We start from the raw sequence: 18682 nt of genomic DNA on the forward strand, positions 1-18682 counted from the left end.
ATTTATGACGGCCGTGTCCGGAATGACCTCCATCAGCGAACTCAAAGTCATCGACATCATGAGCCGGGAAATCCGCCACGTGGCGCCCGACTGCCTGTTGTCGGAGGCGGCCCGGCAGATGGCGGACGGCCGGATTTCCTCGTTGCTGGTGCTGTCGGAAGGCCACCTGGCCGGCATCCTGACCGAACACGACGTGGTCCGCTTCATGCACGACCGGGTCGCCGCCGACACCCCGGTGTCCCGGCTCATGAGCGCGCCGGTGCTGACCGCTTCCGCCGATCTCGACTTCGCCAGCGCCTATACCCTGGCCATGAGCCGGCACGTCCGCCACCTGGTGGTCACCGGCGCGGCCGGCGAGGTCGTCGGCATGGTCAGCGAGACCGACTTCCGCAGCCACCTGGGCCTGCGCCTGCTGCGCCAGCTCGACAACCTGACCGCCATCATGGAGCGCGAGATGCCGCTCCTGACCGAGGACGCCAGCCTGGACGAGGGCCTCAAGCTGATGGTCCACAAGGGCGCCTCCTACGTCCTCGTGGTGGATGCCGGGCGCCACCCGCTCGGCATCGTCACCGAGCGCGACATGCCGTCGCTGCTGTCCCGGGCCACCCCGGCGACCGAACTGCCGATGCGGACCGTGATGCACGGCCCGGTCCAGGTGGTCGACCGCCGGGCCAGCTTCACCGAGGCGGCCGGCCGCATGTTCGACCACCATCTGCGCCACCTCGCCGTGGTCGACGAAACGGGCGCGATCATCGGCATGCTGACCCAGCACCGGCTCCTGGAGCAGATCGGCTTCACCCTGGTCGAGGACGCCTGGCGCAACCTGGTCGCCTCCCAGGAGGCCCTGCTGCGCAGCGAGGAGAACCTCAACCGTGCCCAGGCGGTGGCGCGCACCGGCAGCTGGTACCTGAACATCCAGGCCGGTCGCCTGGAATGGTCGGCCGAGACCTACCGCATGTTCGGCGTCGAGCCCGATATGCCGATGACCCTGGACGACCTGATCCGGCGCATCCTCCCGGACGACCGCGAGCCCGTCCTGGTGGCCTGGGACGGCGCCCTGCACGGCGAGCCGTTCGACGTCGAGCACCGCATCCTGGTCGACGGCGAGGTGCGCTGGGTGCAGGAACGCGCCGAGCTGAGCTTCGACCCGGACGGCCGTCCGCTCTTCGCGGTCGGCACCGTGCAGGACGTCACCGACCTGCGCCTGGCCCGCCAGCAGGTCGAGTTCATGGCCCACCACGACGCCCTGACCCGGCTGCCCAACCGCATCCTGGCGCGCGACCGCTTCGAGCAGGCGGTCACCATGGCGGCGCGCGAGGGCCGCAAGGTGGCGCTGCTGTTCCTCGACCTGGACAACTTCAAGACCATCAACGACACCCTCGGCCACCAGGCCGGCGACCATCTCCTGCAGCAGGTCGTCGGCCGCCTGGCGGAGGCGGTGCGCGGCAGCGACACCATCAGCCGCCAGGGCGGCGACGAGTTCCTGGTCATCCTGACCGCGCTGCCGGACGAGAACGGCGCCGACGCCGTGGCCCAGCACATACTCGAGGACCTGGCCCGGCCGTTCGTGGTCGACGGTCATGAACTGCACACCTCGGCGAGCATCGGCATCAGCGTCTACCCGGACGACGGCGCCGAGTTCGACACCCTGCTCAAGCGCGCCGACATGGCCATGTATTCGGCCAAGGAGTTCGGTCGCGCCACCTATCGTTTCTTCACCGAGGAGATGAACCGGCACGCCTTCGAGCGCCTGCAGATGCAGAACCGCTTGCGCCATGCCCTCGACGAGAGCGAGTTCCTGCTCCATTACCAGCCCCAGGTCGACCTCAAGAGTGGCCGCCTGCTCGGTGTCGAGGCGCTGCTGCGCTGGCAGAGCAAGGAACTCGGCATGGTGGCGCCGGGCCGCTTCGTCCCGGTCGCCGAGGAGAGCGGCCTGATCATGCCGATCGGCACCTGGGTCCTGCGCGAGGCCTGCCGGCAGGCGCGCGCCTGGCGCGACGAGCTGGGCCTCGCCATACCGGTGGGGGTCAACCTGTCGGCCCTGCAGTTCCGACGCGGCAGCCTGGTCGCGACCGTGGCCGAGGTCCTCGACGAGACCGGCCTGGAACCGGGCCTCCTGGAGCTGGAATTGACCGAGACCATGCTGCTGCACGACACCGAGGCGGTGCGCGCGGCCATGGACCGCATCCGCGCCCTCGGCGTGCAGATGTCGATCGACGACTTCGGCACCGGCTACTCCTCGCTCAGCTACCTGAAGCGCCTGCCGGTGACGCGCCTGAAGATCGACCAGTCCTTCGTGCGCGACATGATCGCCGACGACGACGACGGCTCCATCGTGCGCGCCATCATCCAGATGGCCCACAGTCTCAAGCTGACCGTGATCGCGGAGGGCGTGGAGACCGCCGAGCAGGGCGCCTGGCTGGCGCGCGAGGGCTGCGACCAGGCCCAGGGTTACCATTACGGCCGGCCCATGCCGGCCGAGGCGGTGGCGGCGCGGTTCGCCCGCAGGGGCGAGACCGCGCGCGCCGCCGCCGGCTGAATCGGCACGGCCCCGTCCGCGCCAGCCAACGATTTCGACCGAGAGGAGATGAACATGCAGCGCAGCGCACTCGCCCTGATCCTGTCCCTGTTGCCGGCCGCCGCGGCGGCCGCCGAACTGCCGGTGATCGTCAAGATTCCGCGCCTGACCGTCGAGGCGTCGGAGAAGATCGCCCAGGCCGCCATCGCCGCCTGCCGGGCCCAGGGCATCCAGATCGGCGTCACCGTGGTCGACCGCAGCGGCGACCCCATGGTCTTCATGCGCGACACCCTGGCGCCCCGGGTGAGCATCGAGATCAGCCGCCAGAAGGCCTACACGGCGGTGAACTTCAACGCCCCCTTGTCCAGCCTGGAGGACCGCTTCACCAAGCCGTTCTCGGTCGGCAAGGTGGACGGCCTGGTGTTCTCGGCCGGCGGCGTGCCGATCGAGGCGGCCGGCAACATCGTCGGCGCGGTCGGCGTCTCCGGCGCCGCGACCGGGGAGCAGGACGAGGCCTGCGCCAAGGCCGGCCTCGACGCCGTGCGCATGGACCTGGAGATGGCCGGGCCCTGAGGCGCGGGCCGGCGGTCGCCCGGGCGCGCCTTAGCGACTAGTATGAGTTAGGCAGTTCCGGCCCGGCCGGGCCGGGACCGCCCGACCCGCTCGAATAAGAAAGGCCTACATCATGTTCGAAGCCGCCGAACTCGGTCACAAGATCGACAAGAAGACCTTCAACGCCGAGGCGCCCAAGGTCCGCGAAGGTCTCCTGGAGGCCCAGTACGCCCTCATGGACAAGCCGGACTTCCCGGTCATCATCCTCGTGTCCGGGGTCGACGGCGCCGGCAAGAGCGATGCCGTCAACCTCCTCAACGCCTGGATGGACCCGCGCCACATCCAGACCCACGGCTTCGGCCCGATGAGCGAGGAGGAGGCGATGCACCCGCCCATGTGGCGCTACTGGCGCCGCCTGCCGCCCAAGGGCAAGGCCGGCATCTTCTTCGGTTCCTGGTACAACGCCCCGATCAACGGCCGCGTCCTCGGCGGCCTCAACGACCACGACCTGGAGGCCGCCATCGCCCGCATCGTGCGCTTCGAGCGCATGCTGGTCGAGGAGGGCGCGCTGCTGCTCAAGTTCTGGTTCCATCTTTCCAAGACCGCCCAGAAGAAGCGCCTCATGGCCCTGGAAGCGAACCCGCGCACGCGCTGGCGGGTGACCAAGGACGACTGGAACCGCTTCGGCCACTACGACGAATACCGCTCGGTGTCCGAGCGCACCTTGCGCGAGACCAGCACCGGCGAGGCGCCCTGGCTGGTGATCGAGGGCACCGACGAGAACTACCGCAGCCTGACCGTGACCAAGCACCTGCTCGCCACCATTCAGGACCGCCTGGCCCAGCCCGACCGGCCGCACCGGCGCCTGCACGGCGCCCCGTTCCCGGACCCGATCGACAACCTGCGCATCCTCGACGCCCTCGACCTGGGCAAGAAGATCGCCAGCAAGAAGGACTACGACAAGGAACTGGAGAAGTGGCAGGGCCGCCTGGCCAAGGCGTTCCGCAGCCGCAAGCTGCGCGACCATTCGGTGGTGGCCGTGTTCGAAGGCATGGACGCGGCCGGCAAGGGCGGCGCCATCCGGCGCATCACCGCCGGCCTGGACGCCCGCAAGTACGACATCATCCCGATCGCCGCGCCGACCGAGGAGGAACGCGCCCAGCCCTACCTGTGGCGGTTCTGGCGCCATCTGCCGCGCAACGGCAAACTGGCCGTGTTCGACCGCTCCTGGTACGGCCGCGTGCTGGTCGAGCGGGTGGAGGGCTTCTGCAGCCAGCCGGCCTGGCGGCGCGCCTACCAGGAGATCAACGACTTCGAGGAGCAACTGGTCGAGTCCGGCGTCATCATCGCCAAGTTCTGGCTCACCATCAGCCAGGACGAGCAGTTGCGCCGCTTCAAGGAACGCGAGCAGATCGCCTTCAAGCGTTTCAAGATCACCGAGGAGGACTGGCGCAACCGCGACAAGTGGGACGACTACGTGCGCGCCGCCAGCGACATGATCGAGCGTACCGGCACCGAACTGGCGCCCTGGACGATGGTCGAGGCCGAGGACAAGAACTACGCCCGCATCAAGGTGCTGCGCACCCTGGTGGAGACCATCGAGCAGGCCCTCTAGGGGCGGAGACTAGTCGCCGCGCCAGATCTCGACCCGGTTGCGGCCGTTGTGCTTGGCCGTGAGCAGGGCCGTGTCGGCGCGCGCGATGCTGTCCTCCACCGGCTGGCCGTCTGCGACCTCGGCGATGCCGAACGAGGCGGTCACGTGCAGGCGGTGGCGGCCGGGCAGCATGATCGGCATCTTCTCCAGGCCGGAGCGGATGCGCTCGATCACCTGGGCGGCATCGTCCGCCGGGGTGGCCGGCAGGCAGAGCAGGAATTCCTCGCCGCCGTAGCGGAACACCATGTCGTACTTGCGCAGGACGCCGCCGACGAAGCGCATGCCCTGTTTGAGCACGGTATCGCCGGCCGGATGGCCATACTGGTCGTTGATGCGCTTGAAATGGTCGAAGTCGATCAGGCACAGGCTGCACGGCCGTTCGATGCGCTGGGCGCGTTCCTGCTCGGCCTGCAGGCGGTTGATCATGCCGCGCCGGCTGTAGCAGCCGGTCAGCGGGTCGGTGGTGAGCAGGTCGCCGATGACGTCGAGCTGCAGGTGGCGCAGCTTGTTGTTGAGCTTGAGGGCGAGATCGACGCAGGCGTCGTGCTGTTCCACGGACGGCCGGCGCCCCGCGCGCAGGCCGTCGACGACCTCACGGGCATGGGCGTGCAGCGCCTGCTGGATCTCGGCCATGTCCTGGAACGGCGGATGCCCGGTGAGCGGGTGCGGGCTGTCGCGGTAGTACCACTGGCCGAACGGGGATTTCAGGTAGGCGTCGTCGCAGGCCTGGAACTCCTCGATGCCGACGCCGCAGGCGACGAGACGGCTGAACTGCTTGAACCAGCCAAGGTGCGCCGCGATGACGTTTTCCAGCTCTTCGGTGAGTTTCTGGGTCTTTTCGCGATCGAGTGGGAACGGCATGGCTGATGAAATCCGGACTGGCTAGCGCAATAACGGCCTGGGAGAGGCCATCTTTAGGGGCGCGCGCGATTATCCGCTGAAGCCGGACTCCGTTACACCTGTAGTCTAAGTAGGATTGCCTAACAGCGATGAATAATCGGCCATGTGGTGTGCGGCCGTCGCATAATGCGCCACAAATAAAGATCAGGGAGGGCCGACGGCCATGAGATCACGAGGGTATGCCGGCGTCAGGCCGGCGGCGGGCCGGGCGTCGTTACTGTGCGCCAGCTTGTTGGGGCTGGCAGCTTGTGGCACCGGCGGGCCGCGCTACGGTGCGGAGGATTACCGCGCCGCGAAGAACGAGTGTGTCAGACAGGCCCAGACTGAGCGTCAGGCAGGGCAGGCAGACTGGTTTTCACGCTGGTTCGACTGTGCCCGGGAAAGGGTGATGCCGATCGAGATCGCTTTGCATCCCGGCCACGAAGCGGAGGTTCGCCAGGTCTACGAGGAACTCACCGAGCTGGCGCTGCAGGTCGACGCAGGCGAACTGCCACTGGCTGGTTTCGGCGCGCGCTTGGAGGCAACCAAGGAACGTACTTTCGAGGTCCGCTGCCTGGTTCGGGTCGAGAGCCCCGATGGCCGCGGGCGTTGCTTGGACTACCTGCCCGCCGTCCAGATGGGCGGCGTTCCAAGGCGCTACTGAGCACGCCCCGCCGGGTTTGCCGGTGCCGGACCGGTGGCCCAGTTCGCGTCCAGCCTTTGGCACGAAGCCATGGTGCCGTCGGCAGCCTCGCCGCGGTCGTCCGGCCCGGTTGGCCGTCGTCCCGGAAGGCGTATGTGCATGGACCCGTCTCGTCGTTCGCCGCAAGCCCGCCGGTGCGCGTTTTTCCGTCCGCCGGCCGGATTTGCTCCGCCGGTTGTTCAAGCGAATCGAGTCCGCGCCGGGGTGAGGCTGAGCGGCGCATTCGTTGCATTTGAAAGGCGTTTCGGGGACGCGCTGGGGTCCGACTTTGCGCTAGGTTCAAGGCCGAAACGGCACCGAGCGGTTTCCCGCGGGCGTCCGCTGGCGGGTAGTTCGTGGCGTGACGAATTGCGCATTCAGAGCGACCGGTCCCAACCTTCCCGGCAGTTCGTTCGCTGGCTCCGCGGGCGCATCGGCTTGCCCGTCACTCATGGAACGTGCGCTCGGCCGACCCGCTCGGCGACGTCGGCCTGAATGCCGTGCGCCGGCTTCGCTGATCTTCGGGGCCTTGTCGCAGGCGGAAGGGAAGGGGATCGTATTGCACGGATCAACGAACTTGGCGCTATAACGGCGAAATGGCCCCAATTTCAACATCATCTGCAGCCGGCGCAACGATAGGGCAAGCGGGGCCGTATTAGCCGACTTGCCCTGGCGGATGCACCCAGACTAAGGATGAAATTCGCATGATCGACGAAACCGACCTGATCGCGGCGCGTCTGGTGGACGCCCATCGCCGGCATATCCGCATCGAGGCCGTCCCGGACAGCGGGCCGGCCGACGCCAACCAGGCCTACGCCGTGCAGCGGGCCGTCTGGCGGGCGCTTGCCGGCGCGCAACGGCCGAGCGCCTGGAAGATCGGTGCGGCCGCGCCGGATGCCGAGCCATTCGCCGCCCCGGTCTTGCCGGAACGTCTCGGGTATTCGCCCGCGCGCCTGCCCGCGAGACTGTTCGCCGGCCTGGCCGTCGAGGCCGAGGTCGCCTTGCGTTTCGGCCGTCCCCTGCCGGCCCGGGCGGAACCCTATTCGCGCGCGGAAATCCTGGCCGCAGTGGCCAGTGCCCATGTCGCCATGGAAATCGTCGACAGCCGTCTCGCCGACGCCAAGGCGGCCGGGCCGCTGTGGCGGCTGGCCGACAACCAGGTCAATGGTGCCCTGGTCGTCGGCTCGGCCATTCCGGGCTGGCGGGCGCTGGACTGGTCGGCGGCGCGCAACGTCCGGCTTGAGGCAGATGGCCGGCAACTGGACCGCGGGCCGGGACGTCCTCCCCTGGGAGAACTCTTCCTCTGCCTGCCCTGGTGGATCGCCCACGTGGGTGGCATTTGCGAGGGTGATATCGTGACCACGGGGGCCTGGACCGGCGCACATCCCGTCGGCCCGGCAGGGCGATTGATGGTGGAGATTGAGTCTTTAGGGGCGGCGGTGGTCGAGCTTGTGTAAGAGTCCAGTGTGCCGCCGTCTTGTCGGTACGTCGTACGGCAAGACCGGGGACCGTTTTGCAGGGCAGGACGGAACACAACCGCGCATGCCGGCAGGGGGTACCTTGTACTCAGCAACAACAGAGCACGCTTGATCGGCGAACCCAACGGCGCAAGAATGCGGACAAAAGGACAAACAATAATGGGGAAGGGAATACACCGCATGCAAAGACACTACCAGATATGGCAATGCCTACATCTGGATATATCCAGATATGGATACAAGATGCCCATATATGGTCGTAAACGGCCATATTCGGAAATGTTCCTAGATATGGAAGTGGTGTATACATTACGTTGGGCGTCTTAGTCATGGAATCAATCCTCCACGTCCTTATTGCGCTGCTTGCTGCCATTGCAGCGTTTCCCATAGCGGCGAAGGCCAGAGCAGAACAAAAGAAGGCAGAGATCGAATACCAGATCGCTATAAACAAACTCGCTGCCACGAATCCACAAAATGCCAGCGAAAGCCACACATCAAACGACCTCCACTTCAATTCAAACTCCAATAATTTCAGCCGCTCATTCGGGCTGCTGGCTGTGTTGCTTTCCACTGGCTACCTCGCTTTCCTTACGTTCGTCATTGGTTCCGATCCCGTCACGATCGGTGGTGTTGCATCGGTCGCGCAAAGTCTCGTCTTGTTCATGAGCGGGGCCTATCTAATGGTGCGCAGGTAGTTGCTCATGGCCACGCCCAACATTACGTTCCAGGGGATTCGCTACAGCGGGCTTCGCCCGCTTCCGCTCTCCCCTGAACTTCGACGTTAGAGCGGAGCGCGAGTAGAGAAACCGGGAGGCCGAATCAAAATGCAAACGACATTGCCCTGTTTCGCCGTTGCAAGCCCTCGTTCGGGCAGTCGGGCGTCGGTGGCCTTCGTGGCGGTGACTGAATCTTCAAAGGTGCCGCGCGGGCGAACAAAAGTGGCCCGAGTGAAAGCCGAGTGCGCCGCGCGGCGTGCGCCTTCGTTCCAGGTTGTTGAAGGCAAGTGTCGTGCCTTCGGCCACCGAGTTGAGGTTGAAGCTCCCAAGGTCGGTGGCCTTGGCGAGCGTGGTTGTGTTGGGGTGCAGGCGTCCGCACTCTGCCCGGGCGTCTCAGCCCTAACATTCCGCTCAAGCGGGACGCCTGCCGGCAAGCCGGCAGGCGCCCCTTAGCTGGCACGTTAGAGCACGTGGACGCACTCTCGATTTTCGCCAGACAAGTTCGCAACCGCTCTGCTGAGAATGAGCGCGTTATGAAGGTTCTCGCGCGTATGGGCGCAGCCGGACAAATGATCGCCGTGCTACGCCAAGAACTTGACTCAACGGTGAGAGTCGTCTACCTCCTTGCCCAGGAAGAGCCAAGAAGAACTGAGCTCATTGAGGCATCGGTTTCTGGCGTCAGGTGGAAAAAGGCAAACTCAAAGGCTCCTGTCACTGACAAAGAAATGGTTGATCTTGGAAATACCCTTGAGGGTTGGTGTAGGTCTGTTTACAAGTTCGGCTGCGCCTTCATACATCTTTCCAACATGCATGACTACAACGACCGAGACCCTTTAAGCCTCATCTCAAATGAGGAGAGAGAGGAAATAATTAGACATTGTCGCGCTTATCACGGTGGACCAAATAACGCCACCCCAACATTTTCGGATTTAATTCCGTATATTCCGAAAGCGTTTTTCAAGGTGTCAGCAAACCTTGATTGTTATCTTGAGTCACTTGAACGTGGAGATAATCTTGATCATGTGCTCTAACAAGCGCTTCGAGTGGGACGCTCCAACAGCCGGCTTCGCCGCCTGTTTCCGCGCCCCTCAAGCTAGACGTTATGTTCCTTCAACCACGCTTCAGGGGTAACTATGACCGAAGTTATTGAGCATTCTGACAATGGCAAGCCCGAGGTTGAAGTTGTAAAAGTCGGCGAATCAGGCTCGGCAGTATCCGTGAAGGTGTATCAGGATGTATATCATCAAGTAACAGGTAAAACAGAACAAATCAGAAAGCGTTACTCTGAAAACTTATTGATAGAATACCCAGAGGTCGAGCAACTTCATTACAAAATAAAACAACTGTGCGATGTTCATAATATTGTTGCCTGTAATGAGAGCGTATCAATTTTCCACGAAAAAGAGCGAAAAGAACAATTTACTTCATTCGCAAGGTTTAAGGCCTACAATGCTAACGCCGCAAGCCCATCGCTAAATATTGTTCTTAAATACAACTTCTCAATAATTCCCGCCGGCCTTCAGAAACCTCAAGAATATGTAGTAACCGCCATGCTAAGTTCGCGCGTGGCAATGTATAAAAAGATCGAAGAAGATGCTCCGGCATTTATGCGTGGGCAGCTCGTAGGTTTCGTAGCAATAAATACAGCAGAAATAAATGTAGATTATGCTGATTACGTTATCGCGAGAGGGTTCGTTGAGGCGTTTGACGAGTGGGTAAAAGGGTGCAAGAAAACCCCGGAAATAAAGTGGCTAAGCAACATACAAAAATGGAGCCACGTCATTCCTTCAACTGTCAGACTGATAGTTGCCGCACTGATTTCTTATTTCGCCTTTGAAAACGTTCACAGCATTTTTTCCGACAACCAAACCACGGTTCAGCTGGCTAAATTCATAGTTATATATATTGGTGGTGGCTATATATCAATCGCTGCCGCAGGAGCGGCTGGGGGGTTGATAGAACATTCTATTGATAGTTATCCCATTCTTTCATATCTAAAGCTCAATAGAGGCGACAACAATCTTATTGACGAATTCAACGGCAGACGCAGGCTTGTTCTAACAAAATTCTTAGTGGGTGCCATATTTACCGTTGTTTTAGGTATTTTGTCAGCCAAGTTGGAACGCTTCTTGTGAAACATAACATGGCGTATATGGACTCCCCCCAAAGGCAAGGAAACTGATCGATAGGGGTGGCCGGGAGGAAACGCATGCAGTCGTATATCCGGCATCGTGAGTGGGTTCTTGATGACCCGTGCCGACATGGAATCTGCCCACGGTGCGCCAATCGCTACAAGCGGCTGCAAGTGAGCCGGCAGTGTTATCGGCGTCAGTCCGTGTGGGTGCGACCTCTTTAGCCATGATGAGCGGTCAGTCTCTGAGCAAAGGCGGGGTGGGAAACGGTGTTTTCTCCTTGCTGAACCTAGGCGGCGATAGCTGTCATGTCCCGGACGATTGACGACCCGTTTATGGAAGAGGTCTGGGTTTGAAGCCTGCCAATTCTTCATGGCCTGAAGGGGGCTGATATGACCCAAAGCCATCTGCGGGAGATGATGGTTGTACAGCCAGGCGTAGCGCAAGAGCGTGGTCTCCAATTCCTCTCCGGAACGGAAGTGGTGTGTGCGCAGTACATCGGCGATACGCCCGTTGAAGCGCTCGACCATGCCGTTGGTTTGCGGGTGCTTGGGCTGGGTCAGCCGGTGCTCGATACCCAGTTCCGCGCAGAGTTGGTCGAAGGCGTGTTCCCCCGTCGGGGTGCGCTCACCGGCGGTGATGAAGCGGTCGGTGAACTCCTTGCCGTTGTCGGTCAGCAGGGTCCGGATGTGGAAGGGTGCGGCCTTGGCCAGGGCCGCCAGGAAGCGCTTGGCGTTGGCGGCGGTCTTGGCAGCATACACGGCGATGAACACCCAGCGGGTGGCCCGGTCGATGGCCACGAACAGGTAGCGCCGTTTGTCCTCGTCGGCCATCTGCGGCAGGTACTTCACGTCGACATGGACGAAACCGGGGACATACGCCTTGAAGGGCCTGGTCTTGGGCTTGCCCGCCTCGACCGGCTCGCGCTTCGAGACACCATGCCGCTTGAGCATACGATGCAGGGCGGAGCGGGTGATCGTGGCATGAATGAACTCGTGCACGACGGCCAGGAGGTCGTCCAGGGACAGGTCGAGGGTCTTCCTCAAGACCAGGACGATGGCTTCCTGCTCGGCGCTGAGCGTCGTTTGCAGACGATGCGCGGTATGGGAGCGATCCTCGACCGAATCGCGGTGTTTCCAGCGCGCGATGGTCTCCACCGTGACGCCCAAGCGCTTGGCCAGAACCGCCATGGGTTCGTCGCTGGCCTGGATCATGGCCCGGCTCTTCGGGGTCGTGGTGGCGTTCTTGTGCAGCCTCACTTGCATCGCTTCAACTCCTGGAGAATGTCCCGCGCCAACAGTAAACCACGCCGGCGGGAGACAAGGGAATCATCCAGGACACAACAGATAGCGAACGCGGTACGTTCGATTTTCTTGTTCAGCCGACCGACCGGTTGCCCGTAGGGCGCGGCATCCCGGAGCACAGCAAAGCAGATGCGGGCCAACTTGTTGGCCAGGGCGCAGGCGGCCTTGTTGTGGTTGGCCCGGGACTGCACTTCAAGCGCCCAGGTGCGCAAGCCATCCAGGCTTCGGCTCGCTTGGCGGGCCACATAGGCCGCGCGCAGTACCGCCCGGGCACCGTGGGTCAGCAGCATGCGCAGGTAGCGGTCACCTTTCTTCGAGATACGGCCCAGTGTCCGGCTGTTGCCGGACGAGAACTCCCTGGGCGTGAGGCCGAACCACGAGGCGAAGTGGCGGGCATCCTGGAAGTGCGACACCGAACCGCCGGTGGCCGCCACCAGGGCGGTGGCCGTCAGCAGACCGATGCCTGGCACGGTGAGCAAATGGATGCAGGCCGGACTGTGCCGCGCCACCTCGGTCAGTTCCCGTTCCAGTTGGGCGATGCGCTGCTCCAGCAGGCGGATTTCCTCGATGAGCAGGGTCATCGAACCCCGGATCAGGCCAGGGATGCGCACCTGGGGATCGGCCAGCGCCCGGCTGATCGCCTCGATGCCTGTGCGCGAACCCTGCGGGATGGCAAGGCCGAATTCCCGGCAGAAGCCGCGCAGGGCGTTGATGCGGGCGGTTCGGGTGCTCATCCAGAGGGAACGGATGCGGTGCAGTCCCTGCAAGGCCTGTTGTTCCTCGGACTTCAGGCGCACCGGCACGATGTCGGAAGCGCGTGCGGCTTCGAGCAGGGCGCGGGCGTCGGCGGCATCGGTCTTGTTGCGTTTCACGTAGGCGCGGACATAGGCGGCGGGCAGCAACAAGACCCGAATGCCCAGGCCGGCCAGGCGCCGGCCCCAATAGTGGGCGGAGCCGCAGGCCTCCATGATGACCGTGTCCACGTCCCGGTTGTCGAAGAAGCGCTCGAACTGGGTGCGGGTGAGGCGATGGGATTCGACCACCTTCCAGGCGGCATCGGCGACGGCGAGTTGGAAGACGGATTTGGCCAGATCAACGGCCACGGTAGTAGCATTCATGGCGGACTCCTTTCGTCGAAATCTGATCCCCAGGCCCGGGTAGATCATTGGTGCTTAGACACCGCGAAAAGGCGGGGGGAGTCCATCCCATCACTCAAGCGGGACGCCCAACAGCCGGCTTCGCCGGCTCTTGGTCGCCCCTTAGGGACACGCTGAACAAATCAGCTTTCCGGCAGAATTCATGATGCAGAAACCCAGAACTTCAAATGGCGCGTCAGACAGGGCGGAACTCCGCGCCGACTGCGGGTTATTTGCTCGGTTTCGCGGTTCTGAGAAGGCCACTTTCCGGGTCCTCGCCATTTCAGGACACACCTTGGGTGTGAAACGCGAGCAATCGCCGCTTGGCGATCAGCAGATTGGCCAAGCCAAGCAGCGTGAACAACTGCGCCGTGTTCTTGGCCAGTCCCTTGTACCGAACCTTCCTCAGGCCAAGCACGTTCTTCACAACGTGGAAAGGGTGTTCGACCTTCGCGCGGATGCTCGCCTTGATCCGCTCGATCTGCTCATCCAGACGCCCCACCTCGGTGGCCGACAAGGCCTTGCGCTTGCCTGGCCGCATGGCTACATGCCAACGGGCATCAGTGCGCTTCTCGTCTCGTTTCTCAATGCCCTGATATCCGGCATCCGCAAAGACCAGACGCTCTTCGCCATGCAGCAAGGCATGGCCTTGTGTTACATCGTTGACGTTGGCCGACGTGGTGACCAAGGTATGGACCAGGCCCAAGCCCGCATCGGCCCCAATGTGCATCTTCATGCCGAAGTGCCACTGGTTGCCCCTCTTGGTCTGGCGCATCTCCGGATCGCGCTGGCCGCTCTGGTTCTTGGTCGAGGACGGCGCGGCGATGATCGTGGCATCCACCACCGTCCCTTCCTTCAGCATCAACCCCTTGGCAGCCAGGTGGCCGTTGATGGTGGCGAAAATGCGTGCCGTCAGCTTGTGGGTTTCCAGCAACCGGCGGAACTTGAGCAACGTCGTGGCGTCCGGTGCGGCTTCCCGCGCCAGGTCGATGCGAACGAAGCCCCGGATCGCCTGGCTGTCGTAGATGGCGTCTTCGGCACCCTCATCCGACAGGCCAAAACATTGCTGGGCGATGTACATGCGCAGCATCCGCTCCAGGCCAATTGGCGGACGTCCACGCCCTTCTCCCTTGGGATAGAACGGCTCGATCTCCGCTACCAACGCCGCCCAGGGCGTTACCGCCTCGATCTCGCCGAGCAGTCGATCCCGGCGCGTCACCTTCGGCTTGGCCGCGTACTCCAGGTCAGAAAAGCTGCGCTGCATCGTCCTCTTCCCATCAACCCTCAATGCTCGAATTCTCGCAAACCTTCATGGCTTCGGGCCGTGAATAAATCAGCGTGTCCTTAAGAAGAAACATATTGTTCCGAAAATTGTCACGCAAAGGGTGAGAAATGCCAGAACTGTCGGTTAAGGGCGTTAATCCTAAAATAGGCCATATTCTGGAAATCGAATTTACTGATGGGCACAAAGAAAATGTAGACTTTGCACCATTTATTTTCTCTAGCAATCATCCAGATTATGAAAAATACAAATCCGTAGATGAATTTCTAAAATTTGAGATTGTCGATGGGAATTTGAATTGGGATGATTACACCATGATATTTCCTATAGAGGATTTGTATCGTAATAGGTTGGTGAAGTAGGTGTAACGAGCGCTTCGAGTGGGACGCTCCAACAGCCGGCCCCGCCGTTTGTTTCCGCGCCCCTCAAGCTAAGCGTTAACGCGATGCGTTTCCTACTCACGAGCCTTTTTCTCATGGTGGCTCAAGCTGTTTGGGCCGAGCCAACGGTCACGCTTGTCCGTGTACTAAAAACCGACAACAAATTGCAGTTATTGGCAAAAGAAAAGGTGGTTCGTGAGTTCCACGTCGTATTCGGGGCAAACCCAAAGGGCCACAAGAGGCAGGAAGGTGATGAGCGAACGCCAGAGGGTTCATACACGCTCGATTACAAGAACGCCGACAGCGCTTTCTACAAAGCCATTCACATTTCATATCCAAACGCCAAGGACATCGCCTCGGCGAAAGCACGTGGCGTCAATCCGGGCGGGCAGGTAATGATTCATGGCCAGAAAAATGGTCTAGGTTGGCTTTCGCCGATCAGCCAACATCTCAACTGGACAAACGGTTGCGTGGCGCTTTCCAACGCGGACATGGATGTCGTTTGGGCGCTGGTCAAGGTGGGAACGCCGATAGAGATCCTGCCATAGGCCTTCCCGCGAGCGCGTCGAGTCGGCCGTGCCGACATCCGGTTCGGCCCGCGGTTGTCGTGCGGTACCAACCGTACGTCGGCAACGGTGCGTGCGGCGACCTCATCTGCGTTGCGGCGGTACGGGGGGGTACGGGGCCACACCGCGCGGGAGGGAACTCCTCCCGGGAGGCCTGGGAAAGTTGGCCACCTGGGCCCGCGACCACGGCGTCGCCGGCACGATCGTTCTCCTGGCGCGGAGCCTGCGCGCCGGGGGCATCGTCGGCGTCGGCGAGCGCTAAGTTGGCCTGTCCGCGTCCCGAGCGGCCCCTCTCGGCGGCGTGAAGAAGCGCGCCTTCAGTTCGTCCAGGCCCAGCGTCTCCAACAGCTCGTTCAGTCGTTCCGCCTGCCGGGGCATCGGCTTGCCCTTGCGGGTGGCGATGATCAGCTCGTTCTTCATGGAATGCTCCCAGCCGACCAGTTCGGTGACGTTGACCTGGTAGCCGTGCGCCTCCAATTGCAGGCAGCGCAGGACGTTGGTCAGGTGGCTGCCGAACTCGCGCGTGTGGATGGGGTGGCGCCAGATCTCGGCCAGCACCTCGCGCTTGACGGCCGCGCCCTTGTTCTTGCGCAGGACGGCGGCCACCTCGGCCTGGCAGCAGGGGACCAGGACGATGTAGCGGGCCTGCTTGGCGAGCGCGAAGCGGATGGCGTCGTCGGTGGCGGTGTTGCACGCATGCAGGGCGGTGACGACGTCGACGCGCGCCGGCAGGCGGTCGCTGGCGATCGACTCGGCCACCGACAGGTTCAGGAAGGACATGCCGGCGAAGCCCAGGCGGGCGGCCAGTTCCTCGGACCGGGCGACCAGTTCCGGGCGGGTCTCGATGCCGTAGATGTGCGGGTTGCCGTCGAGCCCCTTGAAGAACAGGTCGTACAGGATGAAGCCGAGGTAGGACTTGCCGGCGCCGTGGTCGACCAGGCTGAGGTCGGGATGCTCGCCGCGCACGTCCTGCAGGAGCGGCTCGATGAACTGGTACAGGTGATACACCTGCTTGAGCTTGCGCCGGCTGTCCTGGTTGATGCGCCCGTCGCGGGTCAGGATGTGCAGTTCCTTGAGCAGTTCGACGGACTGGCCGGGGCGGATTTCCGGCATCAGCTGGACGGGGGTGCCGGGTATCTTGGCGGGCATGGCGGTGGCTGAGGTTCAAACAGGCGTTACTTTACCGCGCCGGCGCCGGTCGGGCGTGCGTCAGCGCGCGGCGCCGCGCAACGCCTCGATGCGTTCGCGGCTGGCCGGGTGCGACGACAGGTAGTCGAGGGCGCTGCCGTCGCTGGCCACGGCGTCCCGGTGGGCCGCCTCCAGGCGGACCAGCATGTCGCCCAGGCGGGCCGCCGGGATGCCGTTGCGGCGCAGCATGTTGGCGGCGTAGGCGTCCGCCTCGCGCTCGTGGTCGCGCGAATAGCCGGCTTCCAGCAGCATGGTCGGCAGACCGGCCGCGAAGCTGCTGACGTCGCCCATGTACCAGGCGACGACCAGGCCGACGATGGAGCTCTGGATCAGCATGCGCAGGCTGTGCCGGCCCTCGACGTGGCCCAGCTCGTGGGCCAGGACGGCGAGCACCTCCTGGTCGTTGCCGGCCAGGGTGACCAGCTGGTCGGTGACCACGATAGTGCCGTCGGGCAGGGTGAAGGCGTTGGCGCCGACCCGGCCGCCGTCGCGGTAGACGATGTGATAGGCGGGCCGCCGGCCGTCCGGGGTGGCCAGGGCGGCGAACTCGGCCACCAGTGCCTGCCGGCGCGCCGCCGGCAGCTTGCTGGGCGCGAACAGGGAGCGGTCGAGCAGGGTCAGGGTGCTGCCGCCCACCTGGTTGACCAGCCGCTCCGGCAGTTCGTAGGCCAGCCAGGTGGAGGCCGCCGGCAGGCCCCAGCGGTAGCCGGCCAGGACGGCCGCCACCGAGAGGACGATGGCGAGCAGGGCCCAGCGCCAGCGTGCCTGCATGTGCACGACCCAGCCGTCGCGGTGGCCGCTGGCGCCGAGCAGGGCGGCGAAGCCGGCCTGGTCGCGGACCTCGCAATGGGCGCCGTCCGGGAATTTCACCAGCCGGGGCGTGGCGCCCATCGGCTCGGATACGCGCAGGCCGGCGAGCGGCTCGATGCGCTCGACGTCCCCACCGCTGACCGCCAGGCGGTCGCCCGCCAGGCGCAGCTCGACACGGTGGACGCGGGCGCTGCGGCCGTCGTAGTAGTCGGCGGCGACGACGGCGTCAGAACGAGATGTCGACATCGAAGACCTCGGCGGTCTCCTCGCCGGTGGCGGCGACCGCACTGGCCTGGCCGGCGACGAACTCGTCCAGGTCGGTCTGCGCCGCCAGGGCCATGTGCTCCAGGCGGTAGCGGGCCAGGCGGATGTCGGCGAACGGCTTGAACAGGCCGACCGTGAGCAGGATGGCCAGGAAGTTGGTGAGGTAGATGGCGAGCAGGTCGCGCGCCCGCACGTCGCTGCGCAGGCCGTGCGGCCCCAGGGCGGTGCCGTTCCAGACCAGGTTCTGCATGCGTGCGGCGAACCACGGTCCGACGAACAGCATGGCCAGCAGATAGGCGGCCAGGAAGCCGAGGGCGAGCATGCCGATCAGGCCGGCGCGCTGTTCGCGGCTGAGGTAGGGGTTGTCGAGCAGGGCGAACAGGCCCAGGCCGCTGGCCGCCGCGATGGCCAGGCCGATGGCGACGGCGAGCATCAGGATCAGCTTGCCGTAGATCGCGTAGAAGCCGCCGACGCCGGCCGTGAAGCTGAACGGCGTGGTGCCGTAGCGGCTGTTGCCGTGCTGCCAGGCCTTGATGCGCTGGTGCACGAACGGGAACAGCAGGCCGAGGGTCATGTAGCCGAGGATCGGCCAGGCCAGGAAGACGCCGTAGGCGCCGCCGGTCGTGCCGGCGAAGCGGAAGCGCAGGCCGCGGTAGCTGCTGTTGGCCAGCTTGAAGCAGAGCGAGCGCTGCAACAGCCAGGGCAGCACGGCCAGGAGCAGGATCAGGGCGCCCAGGCCGATGAGGGGATCGGTACGCGCGGCGACGTTGTAGGCCACGAACAGGCCGACGCCGATCAGGCGGCCCTTGAGGATCGCCAACGGGTCGCCGTGGTAGTCGAAGCCGCTGCCCGCCAGGCTGGTGTTGCGGTAGAAGTATTGCAGCCGGCGCACCTTGGCCCAGGCGGAGTAGATGCCCAGGGTGACGATGGTCAGGGCGACGTTGACGATCCAGATGCGGAAATATTCCCCGCCCTGGCCGGTGAAGGTGAACGAATGGGTTTGCGGCGCCTGGTTGTCCATGTCGATGAGGTCCCTGTCTGTTTTTGTCGGATTGCGTTCAGCCGGTGTCTGCGGCCGGGCGCAGGCATGCGGGATGCAGGTGTCCATATATCAGATTGCCGGCGTTCTGTCCCGCGCGGC

The 18682-nt window shown here is 63.7% G+C and carries 16 protein-coding genes and 1 pseudogene; 10 read left to right on the plus strand and 7 right to left on the minus strand.

Annotation, left to right across the window (positions count from 1 at the left end; genetic code table 11):
* Positions 1–22: 22 nt before the first annotated feature.
* From EZJ19_RS03595 to pap, 3 genes are all read left to right on the plus strand, one after another.
* Positions 23–2539 (plus strand): EAL domain-containing protein, encoded by a 2517-nt coding sequence (locus tag EZJ19_RS03595; RefSeq protein WP_165873448.1) that lies wholly within the window; start codon positions 23–25, stop codon positions 2537–2539.
* A gap of 54 nt (positions 2540–2593) precedes the next feature.
* On the plus strand, positions 2594–3091 hold the full coding sequence (locus EZJ19_RS03600; protein ID WP_240754635.1) for a GlcG/HbpS family heme-binding protein: 498 nt from the start codon (positions 2594–2596) through the stop codon (positions 3089–3091).
* Positions 3092–3203: 112 nt separating this feature from the next.
* Entirely contained in the window at positions 3204–4685 is a 1482-nt protein-coding gene (gene pap, locus EZJ19_RS03605) for a polyphosphate:AMP phosphotransferase (protein ID WP_131444926.1), read from the plus strand.
* Between the two features lie 9 nt (positions 4686–4694).
* On the opposite strand, the gene EZJ19_RS03610 is transcribed toward pap, so the two are convergent.
* Positions 4695–5585, minus strand: a complete 891-nt coding sequence (locus EZJ19_RS03610) for a diguanylate cyclase (RefSeq protein ID WP_131444927.1) — start codon at positions 5583–5585, stop codon at positions 4695–4697.
* 427 nt (positions 5586–6012) lie between these two features.
* Here EZJ19_RS03610 and EZJ19_RS03615 point away from each other — a divergent pair, with 427 nt between their 5' ends.
* From EZJ19_RS03615 to EZJ19_RS03635, 5 genes are all read left to right on the plus strand, one after another.
* Complete coding sequence (locus EZJ19_RS03615) at positions 6013–6267, plus strand: hypothetical protein (RefSeq protein ID WP_131444928.1); 255 nt, start codon at positions 6013–6015, stop codon at positions 6265–6267.
* A 722-nt stretch (positions 6268–6989) separates the two neighbouring features.
* On the plus strand, positions 6990–7742 hold the full coding sequence (locus EZJ19_RS03620) for a 2-keto-4-pentenoate hydratase (protein WP_131444929.1): 753 nt from the start codon (positions 6990–6992) through the stop codon (positions 7740–7742).
* A gap of 350 nt (positions 7743–8092) precedes the next feature.
* Complete coding sequence (locus EZJ19_RS03625; protein ID WP_131444930.1) at positions 8093–8458, plus strand: hypothetical protein; 366 nt, start codon at positions 8093–8095, stop codon at positions 8456–8458.
* A gap of 491 nt (positions 8459–8949) precedes the next feature.
* Entirely contained in the window at positions 8950–9510 is a 561-nt protein-coding gene (locus EZJ19_RS03630; protein ID WP_131444931.1) for a hypothetical protein, read from the plus strand.
* 102 nt (positions 9511–9612) lie between these two features.
* Complete coding sequence (locus tag EZJ19_RS03635; RefSeq protein WP_131444932.1) at positions 9613–10614, plus strand: hypothetical protein; 1002 nt, start codon at positions 9613–9615, stop codon at positions 10612–10614.
* A 302-nt stretch (positions 10615–10916) separates the two neighbouring features.
* On the opposite strand, the pseudogene EZJ19_RS03640 reads toward EZJ19_RS03635, so the two are convergent.
* The 3 genes and pseudogenes from EZJ19_RS03640 to EZJ19_RS03650 all read right to left on the minus strand — a co-directional run.
* Positions 10917–11876: pseudogene (locus EZJ19_RS03640) on the minus strand (IS481 family transposase); the annotation flags it as partial.
* Positions 11867–13033: an IS110 family RNA-guided transposase gene (locus EZJ19_RS03645; RefSeq protein WP_240754636.1), complete on the minus strand. Its 1167-nt coding sequence runs from the start codon at positions 13031–13033 to the stop codon at positions 11867–11869. The gene EZJ19_RS03645 and the pseudogene EZJ19_RS03640, both read right to left, overlap by 10 nt.
* A 301-nt stretch (positions 13034–13334) precedes the next feature.
* A complete protein-coding gene (locus tag EZJ19_RS03650; protein ID WP_131444933.1) occupies positions 13335–14315 on the minus strand; it encodes an IS5 family transposase in 981 nt (326 codons plus the stop codon).
* A 128-nt stretch (positions 14316–14443) separates the two neighbouring features.
* Here EZJ19_RS03650 and EZJ19_RS03655 point away from each other — a divergent pair, with 128 nt between their 5' ends.
* Together EZJ19_RS03655 and EZJ19_RS03660 are read left to right on the plus strand one after the other, a co-directional pair.
* Positions 14444–14695 (plus strand): DUF2442 domain-containing protein, encoded by a 252-nt coding sequence (locus tag EZJ19_RS03655; RefSeq protein ID WP_131444934.1) that lies wholly within the window; start codon positions 14444–14446, stop codon positions 14693–14695.
* A gap of 83 nt (positions 14696–14778) precedes the next feature.
* Positions 14779–15261, plus strand: a complete 483-nt coding sequence (locus tag EZJ19_RS03660; RefSeq protein WP_131444935.1) for a L,D-transpeptidase family protein — start codon at positions 14779–14781, stop codon at positions 15259–15261.
* A gap of 276 nt (positions 15262–15537) precedes the next feature.
* Here EZJ19_RS03660 and EZJ19_RS03665 read toward each other — a convergent pair whose 3' ends face one another.
* From EZJ19_RS03665 to EZJ19_RS03675, 3 genes are read right to left on the minus strand one after another with little or no spacing between them, the layout of a single operon-like run.
* Entirely contained in the window at positions 15538–16428 is an 891-nt protein-coding gene (locus EZJ19_RS03665; protein WP_131444936.1) for a class I SAM-dependent methyltransferase, read from the minus strand.
* Between the two features lie 60 nt (positions 16429–16488).
* Positions 16489–17523 (minus strand): M48 family metallopeptidase, encoded by a 1035-nt coding sequence (locus EZJ19_RS03670; protein WP_131444937.1) that lies wholly within the window; start codon positions 17521–17523, stop codon positions 16489–16491.
* Positions 17504–18649 (minus strand): YjgN family protein, encoded by a 1146-nt coding sequence (locus tag EZJ19_RS03675; RefSeq protein WP_131444938.1) that lies wholly within the window; start codon positions 18647–18649, stop codon positions 17504–17506. Before EZJ19_RS03675 ends, EZJ19_RS03670 begins: the two co-directional genes overlap by 20 nt.
* Positions 18650–18682: the final 33 nt, after the last annotated feature.

The organism is Parasulfuritortus cantonensis, assembly GCF_004337445.1.
Lineage (GTDB): Bacteria > Pseudomonadota > Gammaproteobacteria > Burkholderiales > Thiobacillaceae > Parasulfuritortus > Parasulfuritortus cantonensis.